The organism is Streptomyces massasporeus (genome assembly GCF_014648995.1).
In the GTDB taxonomy this organism is placed as follows: Bacteria; Actinomycetota; Actinomycetes; order Streptomycetales; family Streptomycetaceae; genus Streptomyces; species Streptomyces massasporeus.
The window spans coordinates 359493-375101 of sequence record NZ_BMSE01000003.1 but is presented as its reverse complement, the minus strand read 5'-3'; the positions used below and the strand labels follow the sequence as shown (position 1 = coordinate 375101).

Here is a 15609-nt window from a genome sequence, read left to right as displayed (position 1 = left end):
GGCGCCATTGCCTGAGCCGCGATTGAGGAGACCGATGGTGGGAGCCTTTCAAGAGGCCGGAGTCGTTGTCACGGGGGCCGGCGGCGGGATCGGGGCCGCGCTCGCCCGGCGGTTCGCCGCCGAAGGGGCCCGGGTCGTCGTCAACGACCTCGACGCCGAGCGGGCCAAGCAGGTCGCGGACGACATCGGCGGCATCGCGGTGCCCGGCGACGCCTCGGCGATCGTCGCCGACGCCCGCGACGCGCTCGGCGGGACCGTCGACGTCTACTGCGCCAACGCCGGTGTCGCCGCCGACGGCATCGCACCCGGGCAGCCGCTGGACGAGAAGGCGTGGGCCCTGTCCTGGGACGTGAACGTCATGGCTCATGTGCGGGCCGCGCAGGAACTGCTGCCCGCCTGGCTGGAGCGCGGCAGCGGCCGGTTCGTCTCCACCGTGTCCGCCGCCGGGCTGCTCACCATGATCGGCGCCGCGCCCTACGCCGTCACCAAGCACGGCGCGCTCGCCTTCGCCGAGTGGCTCTCCCTGACGTACCGGCACCGGGGCGTGAAGGTCCACGCGATCTGCCCGCAGGGCGTCCGCACCGACATGCTCGCCGCCACCGGCAGCGCGGGCGACCTCGTGCTGCGGCCGACCGCGATCGAGCCGGAGGACGTGGCGGACGCGCTGCTCCAGGGCATCGAGGCCGACCGCTTCCTGATCCTGCCGCACCCCGAGGTCGCCGCCTACCACCAGGCCCGGGCCGGTGACCCCGACCGGTGGCTGTCCGGCATGAACCGCATCCAGCAGCAGTGGGAGGAGGCCCGGTGACCGAGTCCCGTTACGCGGCCAAGCCCTGGCTCGGCCTGCTCAGCGACGCCCAGAAGGGCGCGATCAGCCCGGCCGGCTCCCTCGTGCACGCCCTGCGCGCCGCCGTGGCCGAGACGCCCGGCAGCGACTTCCTGGCCTACTTCGACGGCCGGCTCACCTACCGGGAGGTGGACGAGCTCAGCGACTCCGTGGCCGGGCACCTCGCGGCCCGCGGTCTCCGGCGCGGCGACCGGGTCGCGGTGCTGCTGCAGAACTCCCCGCACTTCGTGCTCGCCCTGCTGGGCGCGTGGAAGGCGGGCGCGGTCGTCGTGCCCGTCAACCCGATGTACAAGTCGGGCGAGGTGGCCCACGTCCTGAAGGACGGCGAGGTCGCCGCGCTGATCTGTTCGGACCGGGCCTGGGATTCGTATCTGCGCGAGACGGCGGCCGACTCGCCGGTGCGGATCGTGCTCACCGGGTGCGAGCTGGACTTCCAGAGCCGCGACGACGCGCGCGTGCTGACCTTCGAGCGCCTGCCGCAGGCCCCCGACGCCGACGACCTGGTGACCGTGGCACGGGCCGGACACAAGGCGCCCGAGGACCGTGATCCCAGCCCCTCCGACATCGCGCTGATCAGCTACACCTCCGGCACGAGCGGCACGCCCAAGGGCGCCACCAACACGCACGGCAACATCATGTACAACGCCGAGCGGCAGCGGACCGGCCTCGGTCTGCCCGAGCGGCCCGTGTACTTCGCGCTGGCGCCGCTGTTCCACATCACCGGCATGGTCTGCCAGTTCGGCGCCTGCCTGAACAGCCGGGGCACGCTCGTGCTGGCCTACCGCTTCGAGTCGGGCGTGGTGCTGGACGCGTTCGCCGAGCACCGCCCGCACTACACCGTCGGACCGTCCACGGCCTTCATGGCGCTGGCGGCTCACCCCTCCGTCACCCGCGACCACTTCTCCTCCTTCCGGGTGATCTCCTCCGGCGGCGCCCCGCTGCCGCCCGCCCTGGTGGAGAAGTTCCGGGCCGGCTTCGGCCCGTACATTCGCAACGGCTACGGACTGACCGAGTGCACCGCGCCCTGCGCCTCCGTGCCGCCCGGTCTGGAGGCGCCGGTCGACCCGGTGTCCGGGACCCTCGCCGTGGGACTGCCCGGCCCCGACACGGTCGTACGGATCGTCGACGACGCCGGCGAGGAGGTGCCCTTCGGGGAGCAGGGCGAGATCGTCGTCCGGGGGCCGCAGGTCGTGCCCGGCTACTGGCGCCGCCCCGACGCCACCGCCGAGACCTTCCCCGGCGCCGAACTGCGCACCGGCGACATCGGCTTCATGGACGAACAGGGCTGGCTCTACGTCGTCGACCGCAAGAAGGACATGATCAACGCCTCCGGCTTCAAGGTGTGGCCGCGCGAGGTAGAGGACGTCCTCTACACGCACCCGGCGGTGCGCGAGGCCGCCGTCGTCGGCGTGCCCGACGGGTACCGCGGGGAGACCGTCAAGGCGTACATCAGCCTGCGGCCGGACGCCGACACGGACCCGGATGCACTCGCCGCCTACTGCAAGGAGAGACTGGCCGCCTACAAATATCCGCGCCAGGTGGAGATCCTCCCGGACTTGCCGAAGACGGCCAGTGGGAAGATCCTCCGGCGGGAACTGCGTTCCCGTACGCAAGGCAACTGACAGCAGAACGGAAAGGCAGGTGGCGGCAGTGCCCAGGACCACGGACTCGGACGGCACGCCCGTGCCTCAGCGGCTCCTGGCCGCCGCCACCCGGCTCTTCGCCGAGCAGGGCTACGACCGCACCTCGGTGCAGGAGATCGTCGAGGCGGCCGGCGTCACCAAGGGGGCGCTGTACCACTACTTCGGCTCCAAGGACGACCTGCTGCACGAGGTGTACGCGCGCGTCCTGCGCATCCAGCAGGAGCGGCTGGACGCCGTGGCCGGTGCCGACGAGCCGGTGGAGAAGCGGCTGCGGGCCGCGGCCGCGGACGTCGTGGTGACGACCATCGAAAGCCTCGACGACGCGATGATCTTCTGGCGCTCCATGCACCACCTCAGCCCCGAGAAGAACAAGCAGGTCCGCGCCGAGCGCCGCCGCTACCACGAACGCTTCCGCGCGCTCGTGGAGGAGGGACAGGAGTCCGGCGTCTTCTCCAAGGCGACCCCGGCGGACCTCGTGGTCGACTACCACTTCGGCTCGGTCCACCACCTGTCGACCTGGTACCGCCCCGACGGGCCCCTCACGCCCCAGCAGGTCGCGGACCACCTGGCCGACCTGCTGCTGCGCGCCCTGCGCCCGTAGCGGCCGTCCCGCCCCGCCTCAGGTGCGGCCGTGGCGGCTCCCGGCGGACGTCCCGGACCGCTGAGGGTTCGTCAGGTACTCGTAGGTGCCGGTGAGTTCGAGCAGGCGTCGCAGCGCCGGGCCCACGCCCTCCAGGCGGAAGGCGATGCCGTCCCGGCCGGCGGAGCGGTGGATCTCGAGCAGGGTCGACAGCCCCATGGAGTCGACCAGCTCCAGCTCCCGGCAGTCCAGGTGCAGGTCCGTGACCTCCCGGCGGCCGTCGAGGGCGGTCCGCACCCGCCGGAGCAGTTCCCCGCAGGTGTCGTAGTCCAGATCGCCGGTGAGGGCCAGTCGCACGGTGTGCGGGCCGGTGCCGAAGGAGGTGGTCACGGAGTTCGTCCAGCGTGTCGGGGTCAGGGGCGGGAGGCGAGCGCGGTGCGCCCGGCATCGAGGAGCCGGCGGGCGCGGGGGAAGTCGTGCAGCTGCTCCTCCAGCAGGTCCAGGCACGGCAGCAGCGAGCGCGCCGGCACGCGCCGGGCGGTGAGCACCTCGGCGGTCCAGGTGAGGAAGCCGGTGAAGATCTCGTCGGAGTCGACGTACAGGGCGGCCGTCAGGAAGTTGACGATGTGGGCGATGTCCTCGGCGGTGCGCTCACGCTGTTCGTCGCCGTAGTCCCGCATCGCGGGGATGTGCTGTTCGAGGCGCTGGAAGGTGTCGCGCACCAGTCGGGTGGAGGACCTGGCGACCAGTGTGTACTCCTGGTCGCCCAGGTGCGGCAGATCGTCGATCGCCTGGTGGGCGGGCACCGGCCGGGTCAGCGAACCGGCCGCGAGCCGGTCCGCCGCCGCGCGGGCGTCGGGTGCCCAGGCGTCGGCCCCCAGGAGGCGGGCGTAGCGACCGTCGGCGCCGAAGGCGAGACCACCGGCCATGACCGGGGTGCCGGCGGCCTGGACTGCGGTGATCGCACTGTGCGCGAGAGGCAGCCGGGTGGGCAGCGAACTCGACAGGCACACCGCGTCCGGCCCGGTGCGGTGGATGTGGCTGATCAGATGGGCGGTGGGGACCTGCGCGCCGAGGTAGTCCACCCGCCAGCCGCGCAGCCGCAGCGTCTCGGACACCAGGCGCGCGGGCAGGGCGTGCCACTCCTGGTCCACGCAGGCGACCGTGATCCGGCCCCGGCTGTTCGCCGGACGCCGGGCCGACAGGACGGCGATGATCCGGTCGTTGATGGCGGTGGCGGCGTGCTCGTCGGCCACGCTCATGCGGTTGGCCGCCCATTCGAGGCCGACCTTGTGCTGCACGGCGCCGATGACGTCCAGCAGCACCGACTCGGGCTCGAGACCCGCGGCCAGGGCGTCGGTGACGACGTCGACGGCCGCGTACTCGTCTCCCGTGCGGACGGCGGCCCACAGCTTGTCCGCCCAGGGAGCGGACGCGGCGTCGTCGTGCGGCACGCAGAGGCGGGCGCCGACGCCGTGGCGGCCCGGCCCGTCGTCGATGTCGGCGATGCGTGCGGTCATGCCGTGTACCTGCCCCGGGTCGCCCCGTCCACCGCACTGAGGTGGGCACCGCGCGGTGCGGTGATGGCCAGGACGGCGATGTCGTCGTGGCGTCCGTCGCCGATCCACTGCGAGGTGACCATCTGCACGCGCTCCACGACCGCCTCCGCGGGCATGCCGGCGCACTCGGCCGCCGCGCGCTTGAGGCGCTGGTCGCCGAACATGGTGTCGCCCAGCGGGCCGCCCCTGGCCTCGGTGACGCCGTCGGTGAACAGCAGGCAGGTTTCCCCCGGCGCCAGCCGGACCCGGGCGGTGCGCGAGGTGATGGCCGGCAGCACGCCGATCAGGGTGCCGCCCGTGTCGGCCTCCTCCACGGTGCCGTCCCGCCGGATGATCAGCGGCGCGGGATGCCCGGCCGACGTGAGCCTGAGGGCCACCTCACGCTCCTCCCGGCGGACCGAGGCCACCACGAGGGTGGCGAAACGGGTGTGGTGGCTGGTGCGCATGGCGTTGTTCACGAGGCGCAGCATTTTGGCGTGGTCGTCGGCCATGGGCAGCAGCGCGTGCAGCGTGTTGCGGATCTTGCCCGTGAGGACCGCGGCCTCCAGCCCCTTGCCGGCCACGTCCCCGAGCACGACGAGGGTCTCGGGGGAGTCCTCGCCGGGCGGGTGGACGTCGTAGAAGTCGCCACCGACGCGCTCCGTGTCCTTGCTGGCCCGGTAGCCGCCGGCGAACTCCACGCCCTCCGTCTGCCGCAGCGTGGGCGGCAGGAGTTCCCGCATGAGGGTGTCGGAGATCGAGTTCTGTTCCGCGTAGAGGCGGGCGGCCGACATCGCCGCGCCGGCCCGGGCGGCGAACAGCCCGGCCAGCGACTCCTCCGCCTCGCTGAACGCGTCCTGCTGCGCCCGGCGCAACAGGATCAGCGCCCCGGCCGGAACGCCGAGCCCCGGCAGCGGTGTGATCACCAGCGAGCCGACCTCGCCGAACCCCGCCGGGATCAGCCAGTCCGGGGCCGTCGCGGGGTCTATCCACCGTGAGGGCACCGGCGGGAAGCCCCGCAGCGCCTCGGCGAGTCCCGGCACGGAATCCGGCGCCTCGGACACGGTGCTGCGGGTGAGCTCGCCGCGCTGGTCGCAGGCGACCACCGGCAGTGTCCGGGCGGCGGTGGGGGCGATGACCAGCGCGGCATCGGCCAGATGCTCGGTGGCCAGGCGGGCCGTGACCTCCATGCACCGTTCCAGGTTCAGCGAGGCCAGCAGAGCGCTGGAGGCCTCGGTGAGGAACCGGGTGCGTGCGCGCTCGGCCTCCAGCTCCGCCGACGCGGAGCGGTAGGCGGTCTCCTCCATCAGCCACCAGACCGTGCGGCCGTCCGCCGCGACGGAGGGATGCGCCGAGAACGACCGGTCGCCCACCGTCCCGGTGACGGGGACCGGCCGGGTCCGGTCAGCGGCGGCGAGCCAGGTGGGGGAGGGCAGCGGCCGACCGACGCGCGCCGTGGGCAGCAGCGTGCCGGCCACGGCGTTGAGCTCCGCGACGTGCCCGTCCGCGTCCAGGACCACCACCGGGCAGGGGGCGGAGGCGACGCTCACCGTGCTCACCGCACCGGTGCGGGGCCTGGCCGGGGAAGAAGTCATGTACGGGGCCCCTACGCGTGACCCACACCTCACTTTGCGAAGACTGAATGTTCTCGATGCACAGTCCCGCAGTCCGGGTGCGTGGTGCAACCACCGGGCTCGCACAGGGCCCGGCGAAGGAGGGATCCGCGTCGCATTCGCCCCCGAAACAGGGTCCCTACCCAGACGGCCGGTCACGAGACCGTGCGAAGTTTCACATCCCGTCCACACCCCGGGCGGCCGCATCCGTCCGTCGACGGGAGGGGGCGGCCGGGGAAGCCCCCGCCGCCCCGGCCGCCCGCAGCACGTCACACGTACCGCTTCACTGGCACGTCACACGTACCGCTTCAATTCCCGCCGCGCCAGCGACCGCTGGTGCACCTCGTCCGGCCCGTCCGCGATCATCAGCGTCCGCGCCCCCGCGTACAGCTCCGCCAGGGGGAAGTCCTGGCTCACCCCACCGGCACCGTGCAGCTGGATCGCCCGGTCGAGGATGTCCACCACCGCCCGCGGCGTGGCGATCTTGATGGACTGGATCTCGGTGTGCGCACCGCGATTGCCCACCGTGTCCATCAGCCACGCGGTCTTCAGCACCAGCAGCCGCAGCTGCTCCACCGTCACCCGCGCGTCCGCGATCCAGTTGTGGACCACGCCCTGCTGAGCCAGCGACTTCCCGAACGCGGTCCGGGACACGGCCCGGCGGCACATCAGCTCGATGGCCCGCTCCGCCATGCCGATCAGCCGCATGCAGTGGTGGATCCGCCCCGGCCCGAGCCGCGCCTGCGCGATGGCGAAACCGCCGCCCTCCTCACCGATCAGGTTCGACGCCGGCACGCGCGCGTGGTCGAAGATCACCTCGGCGTGACCGCCGTGGTAGTGGTCCTCGTACCCGAACACCTGCATGGCCCGCTTGATGGTGACGCCCGGGGTGTCGCGCGGCACCAGCACCATCGACTGCTGGCGGCGGATGTCCTCCCCGTCCGGGTCGGTCTTGCCCATCACGATGAAGATCTTGCAGTCGGGGTGCATCGCCCCGGAGATGTACCACTTGCGGCCGGTGATGACGTACTCGTCGCCGTCCCGCTCGATGTGGGTGGTGATGTTGGTGGCGTCGGAGGAGGCCACCTCCGGCTCGGTCATCGCGAACGCCGAGCGGATCTCGCCGGCAAGCAGCGGCTCCAGCCACTGCTTGCGCTGCTGCTCGTCGCCGAACTGGGTGAGCACCTCCATGTTCCCGGTGTCGGGCGCCGCGCAGTTGGTCACCGTCGGCGCCAGCTGCGGGGAGCGGCCCATGATCTCGGCGAGCGGCGCGTACTGGAGGTTGGTGAGCCCGGCCCCGTACTCGGAGTCCGGCAGGAAGAGGTTCCACAGACCCTGCCTGCGGGCCTCGGCCTTCAGCTCCTCCACCACGGGCACGGTCTCCCACGGGGAGGCGAGCCGCTCGCGCTGCTCGTCAGCGACCGCCTCGGCGGGATAGACGTACTCGTCCATGAAGGCGAGGAGCTTGCCGCGCAGCTCTTCGGTGCGCGCGTCATAAGCGAAGTCCATGTGGATCAGCCCTCCTGGAGGCCTTCGTGGAGCGTGGTCAGTCCGTGCCGGACGAAGACGGGGACGAGGTCGCCGATGCGGTCGAAGCCGCGCCCGACCGTCTGGCCCAGCGTGTAGCGGTAGTGGATGCCCTCGAGGATCACGGCGAGCTTGAACCAGGCGAACGCCGTGTACCAGGAGACCGCGGAGACGTCGCGCCCCGAGCGCGCGGCGTACCGCTCGATCAGTTCCGACGGCGCCGGGTGCCCGGGCGCCTCGGCGGTCGTGGAGACGGGGGACTCGGGCATGCCGAGCGGCATGCTGTACATGACCAGCAGGCCGAGGTCGGTGAGCGGGTCGCCCAGCGTCGACATCTCCCAGTCGAGGATCGCCTTGATCTGGTCGTCCTCGCCGATCAGCACGTTGTCGAGCCGGTAGTCGCCGTGCACGACGGCCGGGGCGGGGGAGTCGGGCAGCTCGCGCCCGAGGGCGGCGTGCAGCTCGTCGATGCCGTCCAGGTCGCGGTTGCGCGAGGCGTCCAGCTGCTTGCCCCAGCGCCGCAGCTGCCGGTCCAGGAAGCCCTCGGGCCGTCCGAAGTCGGCGAGACCCACCTCGCCCGGGTCGACCGCGTGCAGCTCCACCAGCGTGTCGACCAGGTTCAGCACCGCGCCCCGGGTCCGCTCCGCACCGAGCGGGAGGAGCTGGTCGGCGGTGCGGTAGGGGGTGCCCTCGACGAACTCCATGACGTAGAACGGCGATCCGAGCACCTCCTCGTCCTCGCACAGCAGCACCGGCTCCGGCACCGGCACGGCGGTCGGGTGCAGGGCGCTGATCACCCGGTGCTCGCGCTTCATGTCGTGCGCGGTGGCCAGGACGTGGCCGAGCGGGGGCCGTCTGACGACCCACCGGGAGGTGCCGTCGGAGACCGCGTAGGTGAGGTTCGACCGTCCGCCCTCGATCAGCCGGCCGGACAGCGGGCCGGTCACCAGGCCGGGCCGCTCGCGGTCGAGCAGGCCGCGCAACCGTTCGAGGTCGAGTCCGGGCGGGTGGTCGGGGCTCATGCGTCGCTCCTACGGGCGGGGTGGACAGGTACCCGACTCATGATGCCGACCGGTCGGTATGTCGTCCAGAGCGGGGCCGAAACGTGATCGGAGCCACGATAGGCCGACGACGCCCCACGGGAGGCGGCCGGGGAGGTTTCGGCCGGTTCGTTCAGGCCATCCGGCTTGCGAGGCGCCCGACGAGCCCGGAAGGTCAGAGCCATGAAGGCCATCAGCTACTCACGGTACGGCGGACCCGAGGTGCTGGCGTTCGGCGAGGTCCGCGATCCGAAGGTCGGCCCTGACGCGGTGCTGGTGAAGGTGCGGGCGGCGGCCGTGAACCCCGTCGACTGGAAGGCCCGCGAGGGGTACCTCGACGGGATCCTCGCCCCCGTCTTCCCCGTGGTGCCCGGCTGGGACGTCTCGGGCGTCGTCGTACGGCCCGGCGTGGCCGTCTCGGAGTTCGACGTCGGGGACGAGGTCATCGGGTACGTGCGCGAGGACTTCCTCTCCCGCGGCACCTTCGCCGAGTACGTGGCCGCGCCCCTGCGCACCCTCGCCCGCAAGCCGCGCAACCTCTCCTTCGAGGCGGCGGCCGGGCTGCCACTGGTCGGGCTCACCGCGTACCAGGTGCTGACCAAGGTGCTCCAGGTGAAGCGGGGCGAGACCGTCCTGGTGCACGCCGCGGCCGGGGGCGTCGGCTCGATCGCCGTGCAACTCGGCGTCCACCTCGGTGCCCGGGTGATCGGTACGGCGAGCGAGCCCAACCACGACTTCGTGCGGGGTCTCGGCGGGGAGCCGGTGGTGTACGGCGAGGGCCTCGGCGAGCGGGTGCGCGGGCTGGCCCCTGAGGGGGTGGACGCGGTGTTCGACACGGTGGGCGGGGACGCGCTGAAGGTGTCGGCGAACCTGCTGGCCCCCGAGGGCCGACTGGCCTCGATCGCCGACAACGACGTCGTGATCTACGGCGGCCGCTACTACTTCGTGCGCCCCGACGCGCAGGACCTCCAGCACCTGGCCGACCTCGCGGAGCAGGGCGTGGTGAGCGTGCACGTCGACGAGACGTTCCCCCTGGAGCGGGCTGCGGACGCGCACCGGCTGAACCAGGAGGGCCGCACCCGCGGCAAGATCGTGGTGACGGTGGACTGGGGGAGCGAGGGCGAGGGCGAGTGAGGAACCACGCCCTGGAGGGCCGGTGAGGAATGGGCCGCCCTGGAGCACGAGGGCGGCCCCGCACACCGCCTTACCCGGGGCGTCCTAGAGCACGAGGGCGGCCCCGCACACCGCCATCGCCACCGTGCACAGCACCGCGGCCGCCGCGTGCCGGGGGGCGAACGCGGCGGGGCTCGGGGCGGTCGAGAGGGTGTGGATGCGCCGGTGGGCGACGCGCAGGAAGCCCAGCCAGAGCACACAGCACAGCGCGCACGCGACGACCCCGGCCGCCGACGCCCCACCGTGCAGCACGGTCTTCACCGCGAGCACGGCGACGACCGTGCCCGACAGCGTCGTACGCCGCCACGCGAGCCGGGTGCGCTCGGGCTGCAGCCCGGGATCGCGGTCGGGATCCCGCGGCCGGGGCGCCGGGGCGCTCACCGCTCGCTCCCCGCGAGTACGGCGACGCCCGTGTCCGACGGCGTCGTGCGCCGGGTCCTGATGGGCTGCACTCCGGGATCACGGTCGGGGTCCCGCGGCCGGGGCGCCGGGGCGCTCACCGCTCGCTCCCCGCGAGTACGGCGACGCCCGTGTCCGACGGCGTCGTGCGCCGGGTCCTGATGGGCTGCACTCCGGGATCACGGTCGGGGTCCCGAGGCCGGGTGGCCGGGGCGCTCACCGCTCGCTCCCCGCGAGTACGGCGACGCCCGTGTCCGACGGCGTCGTGCGCCGGGTCCTGATGGGCTGCACTCCGGGATCGCGGTCGGGGTCCCGCGGCCGGGTGGCCGGGGCGCTCACGCCTCCCACCCCACGAGCACCACCACGACCATGGCGACGGCCACGACCGCGACCACCAGGCTCAGCAGCGCCGGGAACCGGGACACCGGCAGGTCCTCGCCCCGGCGCATGGCCCGTTCGCAGCGCACCCAGTGGTTGACCGCCCGCAGGGAGCACAGCACGCCCGCCGCCAGCAGCGCGAGAGCCAGCCCGACCCGCCAGGCCCAGCGCAGGTCCGGCAGGAACTGGTCCACGGCGAAGCCGCCGCCGATCAGCGCGAGCGCGGTGCGCAGCCAGGCCAGGAAGGTGCGTTCGTTCGCCAGCGAGAACCGGTAGTCGGGCGTCTCGCCGTCCTCCCGTACCTCCGCGGGCGCGAACCACAACCGGACGTTCCGTACGAACTCGATCACGTGCGCGACCCTACCCGGGCGCCCGGTCCGCCTCCGCTTCAGCCGGCCGACCGGAACGCCTTGAGCCGCTCGTACGCCGCCAGCCCGTCCGGCACCCACTCCCAGTCGGTCAGGCGCCGCTCGACCTCCGCCTCGGAGAGGAAGTCGTGCCAGGCCACCTCCTCGACCTGCGGCTGCACCGGGAGCTCGCAGGAGACGTCGTAGACCGCCGACCACCAGGTCCGGCCGGCGCCGTCGTCGTAGAGGAAGGTGAAGAGGTGCCGCGGCTGCGGCAGGCCGCTCACGCCCAGCTCCTCCTCGGCCTCGCGCAGGGCCGCCGTGTCGTAGGACTCGCCCGCGCCGACGACTCCGCCGACGAACATGTCGTGGAGGGAGGGGAAGACCAGCTTGGTCGGGGTGCGCCGGTGCACGAAGATCCGGCCCTCGGTGTCCCGGGCCTGGATGAACACGCAGCGATGGCGCAGTCCCCGGGCGTAGACCTCGCCGCGCGGGCACTGCCCGACGACCCGGTCGTTCTCGTCGACGATGTCGAGGATCTCGTCAGCAGCGCTCATGTCCTCATCCAAGCAGGACACGCGCCCCGGGCGATCCCGGCAGGACACGCGCCCCGGCGGTGCGAGGCTCGTCAGGGTGAGGCGGGGCTGACCGCGGGCGTGGCCACCCGGGCCCGCTCCGGAGCCCCGTGCGGCATCGCCGGATGCAGACCCAGCAGCACGATCCCGGCGACCACCGCCAGCAGACCGCCGGCCTCCCAGCTCAGCGCCACCGCGTCGGTGCGCAGCCGGTCGCCCAGGAAGCCGACTCCGCAGACGATCCCGGCGAGCGGCTGCGCCGCGGTCAGGGCGGGCAGGGACTTGCGCAGGGACGCGGTCTCGAACGCGCTCTGCACGAGGACCAGACCGGTGACGCCCAGCGCCAGCACCGCGTACGGCTCCCAGCCCGTGAGCAGCTCGGCGAAGCCGCCGTCGGCGACCTTCTGCCCGCTGACCCTGGTCAGTGCGTCCTGCACGCCGTAGAGCAGCCCGGCGGCCAGGGCCAGCAGCACCGGGCCGGAGCTCAGCCGGGACCGCTTGCCGTGGGTCGTGAGGAGCAGGGCGAGCCCGATCATGACCCCGATGATCAGCCACTGCCGCACCGGGTCGGCCGTCGCGGCGCCGCCCTCCGGCCGGCCCGCCACGATGAACGCGGTCACACCGCCCGCCAGCAGGAAGAGGCCCGCCCAGCCCTGGCGGCCGAGCGGCTGCCGGGTCTGCTTGCGGGAGAGGGCGAGCGCGAAGAGCAGGTTCGTCGCCAGCAGCGGCTCCACCAGCGACAGCTCGCCCTGCCCCAGGGCGGCGGCGCCGAGCCCCATGCCGACCACCATCAGCGCGATGCCGCCGAGCCAGCGGGGCACCTTCACGAGGTCGATCAGCAGGCGGAAGGAGAGGAAGTCGCTCAGCGGGGCCCGCTGAGCCGCGTTCTGCTGGAGGACGAAGCCGAAGCCCAGACAGCAGGCGGCGCCCAGGGCGAGCGCCAGTACTAGAACCGACACGCGGTGTACCTCGATCGTCAGGTCGGGTCACGGTTGCGTAGGGGCCGACTGTACCGGCCGGCTCCGCCCGGCGCGCCCGTACGTCATGCCATCGTCGGGGGCGACGGCAGCCCGCGCTATGACGTACGTCACAAAGGGCGAAACGGAAAAATCGGATGCCCGTCACGCCCGTCTCTCGTGTCCCTTGGATCACAATTCCCTCACAAGTAGCACCAGTTGACGCGTGTAACGCCCTGGCGGCCCTTGACGACGACCATTGGCTGGGGGTTGGCTGTGCGTGATCAGTTCATGGCAGTGCGCACATCCGCGCTCCCCCTGTCGCCGTGAGCCGGAACACAAGAAGAGCGCGTGAGGAAGTTCGCGGTGTCCCCACCCCCGCCTCCCCTCGGCCGTGGCCGCAGACGTGCGGCGCAGGCCTTCGACGAGGCCCTCGACGACGCCGAGCTCGTGGCCGCCCGTGCCGCACTGGCGCAGGGCCGCTGGCAGAACGCCCGTTCCCTCCTGGTCCACACCGGGGACGACTGGGACCGGCGCGGCCACCGCGTCACCGTCCTCGCCCGCGAGTCCTACTGCGCCGCGTGGGCCCGGGAGTGGCTGCTCGCGGAACCCGAGTCCGCCGACGCCTCCGTGCTGCTCGCCCTCGCCCAGGTCCGGCGCGCCCTGCACGGCAAGGCGAAGCCGGCCCGGGCCCGCGAGGCCTGCCGGACCGCCGCGACCCGCGCCCCCGCCGACCCCACCCCCTGGCTCGGCCTGCTCATGCTGGACTGCGCGGTCGGCGCCGACCAGGACGTGGTCCGCGGCTTCGAGGCGGTCCGCGCCCGCTATGCCGACCACCACCACGCCCACCATCTGATGGTCGGCCGGCTCGCCGCCCGCCGCACCGAGGCCGGTCCGGACCCGCTGCACGAGGTCTACGACTTCGCCAACTGGGCCGCCGAAGAGGCCCCCGCCGACTCCCCCCTCGCGATCCTGCCGGTCATCGCGCACACCGAGCGGTACCGCGTGCTGGCCGCCGCCGGGCACACACCCGCCGACCCGGCCGCCTCCGGCCACTGGACGGGCCGCCGTGCCCGGCAGGTCATGAAGGCCGCCTTCGACTGGTGGCTGGAGTGGGAGCTGGAGGGGCACCCGCGGCGGCTGATCGACCTGAACTTCCTCGCCCACGCCAAGTTCTGCGAGGGGCGGGGCGCCGAGGCCGCCGCCCTGTTCCACCGGATCGGCCGCCACGCCACCCCGGCGCCCTGGGCGTACCCGGACCGCGACCCGCACACCGCTTTCGCCGCCGCCCGCGCCGGCGCGCTCGGCACGACCTGACCCCCCGACCCGAAGAGTGAGGACGCTCCCCCGATGACCACGGACCGTTCGAGAACGAGCCCATCCGCCTCCGGCGGCATCAGTACGTTCAAGGGGCAGGAGCGCGCCCTGCGCGCCGACCGGCTCGGCACCGGGGGCCTGCTGCTCTCCGTCCTCGCCGCGACCGCCCCGCTCATGGTCGTCGCAGGTGTCATGCCCACCACATTCGCGGTGATGGGCATCGTCGGCCAGCCGCTGCTCTTCGTCCTCCTCGGCGTCGTCCTGATCCTGTTCAGCGTCGGATACGCCGAGATGAGCCGCCACGTCCACAACGCGGGCGCCTTCTACGCGTACATCTCCCGCGGCCTCGGCGGCACCGCCGGCGCGGCCGCCGCCCTGGTCGCCCTGGTCGCCTACAACGCGCTCCAGGTCGGCATCTACGGCATCTTCGGCTTCGAGGTCTCCGGGCTCTTCGCCACCTACGCCGACCTGGAGATCGCCTGGTGGATACCGGCGCTCGTGGCCGCGCTCGCCGTCGGGCTGCTCGGCTGGCTGAAGATCGACGTCAACGCCCGCGTGCTCGGCGTGCTGCTGGTCATCGAGGTGCTCCTCGTCGTGATCTTCGACATCGCCGCCCTCGCCGACCCCGGCAAGGAGGGCCTGTCGCTGCACGCCTTCAACCCCGACACGCTCACCGGCGCGGGCGTCGGCACCGCGCTGTGCTTCTGCATCGCCGCCTTCCTCGGCTTCGAGCAGGCCCCCGTCTACGCCGAGGAGACCAGCCGCCCGCACGTGCTGGTGCCGCGGGTGATGTTCTTCGCCGTCGGCGGGGTCGCCGTCTTCTTCGCGCTGAGCTCGTGGGCCCTCACCGTCGCCACCGGCCCCTCCGCCATCGTCGGCACGTCCCAGAAGCAGAGCGCCGGGCTGCTGTTCTTCCTCACCGAGTCCCGGCTGGGCGGCACCTTCACCGACGTCCTGCACGTCCTGTTCGTCACCGGCATGTTCGCCGCGCTGCTCAGCTTCCACAACGTCGTCGCCCGCTACGCCTTCGCCATGGGCCGCGAGGGGCTGCTGCCGGCCGCCTTCGGCCGCACCAGCGGCAGCAGCGGCGCCCCGGGCACCGGCTCGCTGCTCCAGACCGTCGTGGCCGTGGTGGTCGTGGCGGCCTTCGCCGTCGCCGACGACAAGCCGGCCGGCGACCCGACCGCGCCCGTCCTGCACCTGTTCACCTGGTTCGGCAACATCGGCGCCCTCGGCGTGATCGTGCTGATGGCGGCGGCGTCCCTGTCCGTCGTCGTCTTCTTCGTCCGCCGCGGCGCCGCCGGCGCCCAGGCCTGGCGGCTGGTCACGTCCGCACTGGCGGGCATCGCCCTGCTGGTGATCGCCGGCTACACGGTGAAGGACTTCGAGGTGCTGGTCGGCGCCGGCCCCGGCTCCTCACTGAGCTGGGTGCTGCCCGGCACCATCGGCATCGCGGCCCTCGCCGGTGTGGTCCTCGGCCTGGTGCTGCGCGCCCGCGCCCCCGAGAAGCACGCCCGGATCGGCCTCGGCAACGAGGCGTTCCAGCTCGACAAGGCGGCCTCCTCCTGACGCGGCCCGCGTGAGAAGTGGTGACGGAAGTCTGACGAGCACCCGCGATCCCTGTCGTACCGGGACCGCGGGTGTTCGAATGAGAACGTGAACCAGGACGTACCCAA

At 72.9% G+C, this 15609-nt stretch carries 15 protein-coding genes; 6 read left to right on the top strand and 9 right to left on the bottom strand.

Annotated features, from left to right (window positions below; genetic code table 11):
- Positions 1-34: 34 nt before the first annotated feature.
- The 3 genes from IE153_RS11005 to IE153_RS10995 are packed head-to-tail and all read left to right on the top strand — an operon-like array spanning position 35 to position 3091.
- Positions 35-808, top strand: a complete 774-nt coding sequence (locus IE153_RS11005) for an SDR family oxidoreductase (RefSeq protein ID WP_189589533.1) — start codon at positions 35-37, stop codon at positions 806-808.
- Positions 805-2469, top strand: a complete 1665-nt coding sequence (locus IE153_RS11000) for a class I adenylate-forming enzyme family protein (protein ID WP_189589532.1) — start codon at positions 805-807, stop codon at positions 2467-2469. The genes IE153_RS11005 and IE153_RS11000 overlap by 4 nt, the downstream gene beginning before the upstream one ends.
- Positions 2470-2497: 28 nt before the next feature.
- Positions 2498-3091 carry a TetR/AcrR family transcriptional regulator gene (locus tag IE153_RS10995; protein WP_030848475.1) on the top strand — a complete coding sequence of 198 codons (594 nt, stop codon included), beginning with the start codon at positions 2498-2500 and terminating at the stop codon, positions 3089-3091.
- A gap of 18 nt (positions 3092-3109) precedes the next feature.
- Here IE153_RS10995 and IE153_RS10990 read toward each other — a convergent pair whose 3' ends face one another.
- The 5 genes from IE153_RS10990 to IE153_RS10970 form a co-directional block, all read right to left on the bottom strand.
- Positions 3110-3460, bottom strand: coding sequence for an STAS domain-containing protein (locus IE153_RS10990; RefSeq protein ID WP_229828964.1), 351 nt, complete (start codon positions 3458-3460; stop codon positions 3110-3112).
- Between the two features lie 23 nt (positions 3461-3483).
- A complete protein-coding gene (locus tag IE153_RS10985) occupies positions 3484-4590 on the bottom strand; it encodes a cobalamin B12-binding domain-containing protein (RefSeq protein ID WP_189589531.1) in 1107 nt (368 codons plus the stop codon).
- Positions 4587-6203 carry a PP2C family protein-serine/threonine phosphatase gene (locus IE153_RS10980; protein ID WP_189589530.1) on the bottom strand — a complete coding sequence of 539 codons (1617 nt, stop codon included), beginning with the start codon at positions 6201-6203 and terminating at the stop codon, positions 4587-4589. The genes IE153_RS10985 and IE153_RS10980 overlap by 4 nt, the downstream gene beginning before the upstream one ends.
- A 312-nt stretch (positions 6204-6515) precedes the next feature.
- Entirely contained in the window at positions 6516-7730 is a 1215-nt protein-coding gene (locus tag IE153_RS10975; protein ID WP_189589529.1) for an acyl-CoA dehydrogenase, read from the bottom strand.
- Positions 7731-7735: 5 nt separating this feature from the next.
- On the bottom strand, positions 7736-8770 hold the full coding sequence (locus IE153_RS10970; protein ID WP_189589528.1) for a phosphotransferase family protein: 1035 nt from the start codon (positions 8768-8770) through the stop codon (positions 7736-7738).
- 201 nt (positions 8771-8971) lie between these two features.
- Between IE153_RS10970 and IE153_RS10965 the strand changes: the two genes are divergently transcribed.
- The gene (locus tag IE153_RS10965; protein WP_189589527.1) at positions 8972-9922 is read left to right on the top strand and encodes an NADP-dependent oxidoreductase; all 951 of its coding nucleotides are present in this window, start codon (positions 8972-8974) and stop codon (positions 9920-9922) included.
- Between the two features lie 84 nt (positions 9923-10006).
- Here IE153_RS10965 and IE153_RS10960 read toward each other — a convergent pair whose 3' ends face one another.
- The 4 genes from IE153_RS10960 to IE153_RS10945 form a co-directional block, all read right to left on the bottom strand.
- Positions 10007-10342, bottom strand: coding sequence for a DUF202 domain-containing protein (locus tag IE153_RS10960; RefSeq protein ID WP_097215707.1), 336 nt, complete (start codon positions 10340-10342; stop codon positions 10007-10009).
- A 353-nt stretch (positions 10343-10695) separates the two neighbouring features.
- Positions 10696-11088, bottom strand: coding sequence for a YidH family protein (locus tag IE153_RS10955; RefSeq protein WP_189589526.1), 393 nt, complete (start codon positions 11086-11088; stop codon positions 10696-10698).
- 38 nt (positions 11089-11126) lie between these two features.
- A complete protein-coding gene (locus tag IE153_RS10950; protein ID WP_189589525.1) occupies positions 11127-11642 on the bottom strand; it encodes an NUDIX hydrolase in 516 nt (171 codons plus the stop codon).
- A gap of 71 nt (positions 11643-11713) precedes the next feature.
- A complete protein-coding gene (locus tag IE153_RS10945) occupies positions 11714-12619 on the bottom strand; it encodes a DMT family transporter (RefSeq protein ID WP_189589524.1) in 906 nt (301 codons plus the stop codon).
- Positions 12620-12982: 363 nt separating this feature from the next.
- Between IE153_RS10945 and IE153_RS10940 the strand changes: the two genes are divergently transcribed.
- Together IE153_RS10940 and IE153_RS10935 are read left to right on the top strand one after the other, a co-directional pair.
- Positions 12983-13933 (top strand): hypothetical protein, encoded by a 951-nt coding sequence (locus IE153_RS10940; RefSeq protein WP_189589631.1) that lies wholly within the window; start codon positions 12983-12985, stop codon positions 13931-13933.
- Between the two features lie 33 nt (positions 13934-13966).
- The gene (locus tag IE153_RS10935; protein ID WP_189589523.1) at positions 13967-15502 is read left to right on the top strand and encodes an APC family permease; all 1536 of its coding nucleotides are present in this window, start codon (positions 13967-13969) and stop codon (positions 15500-15502) included.
- Positions 15503-15609: the final 107 nt, after the last annotated feature.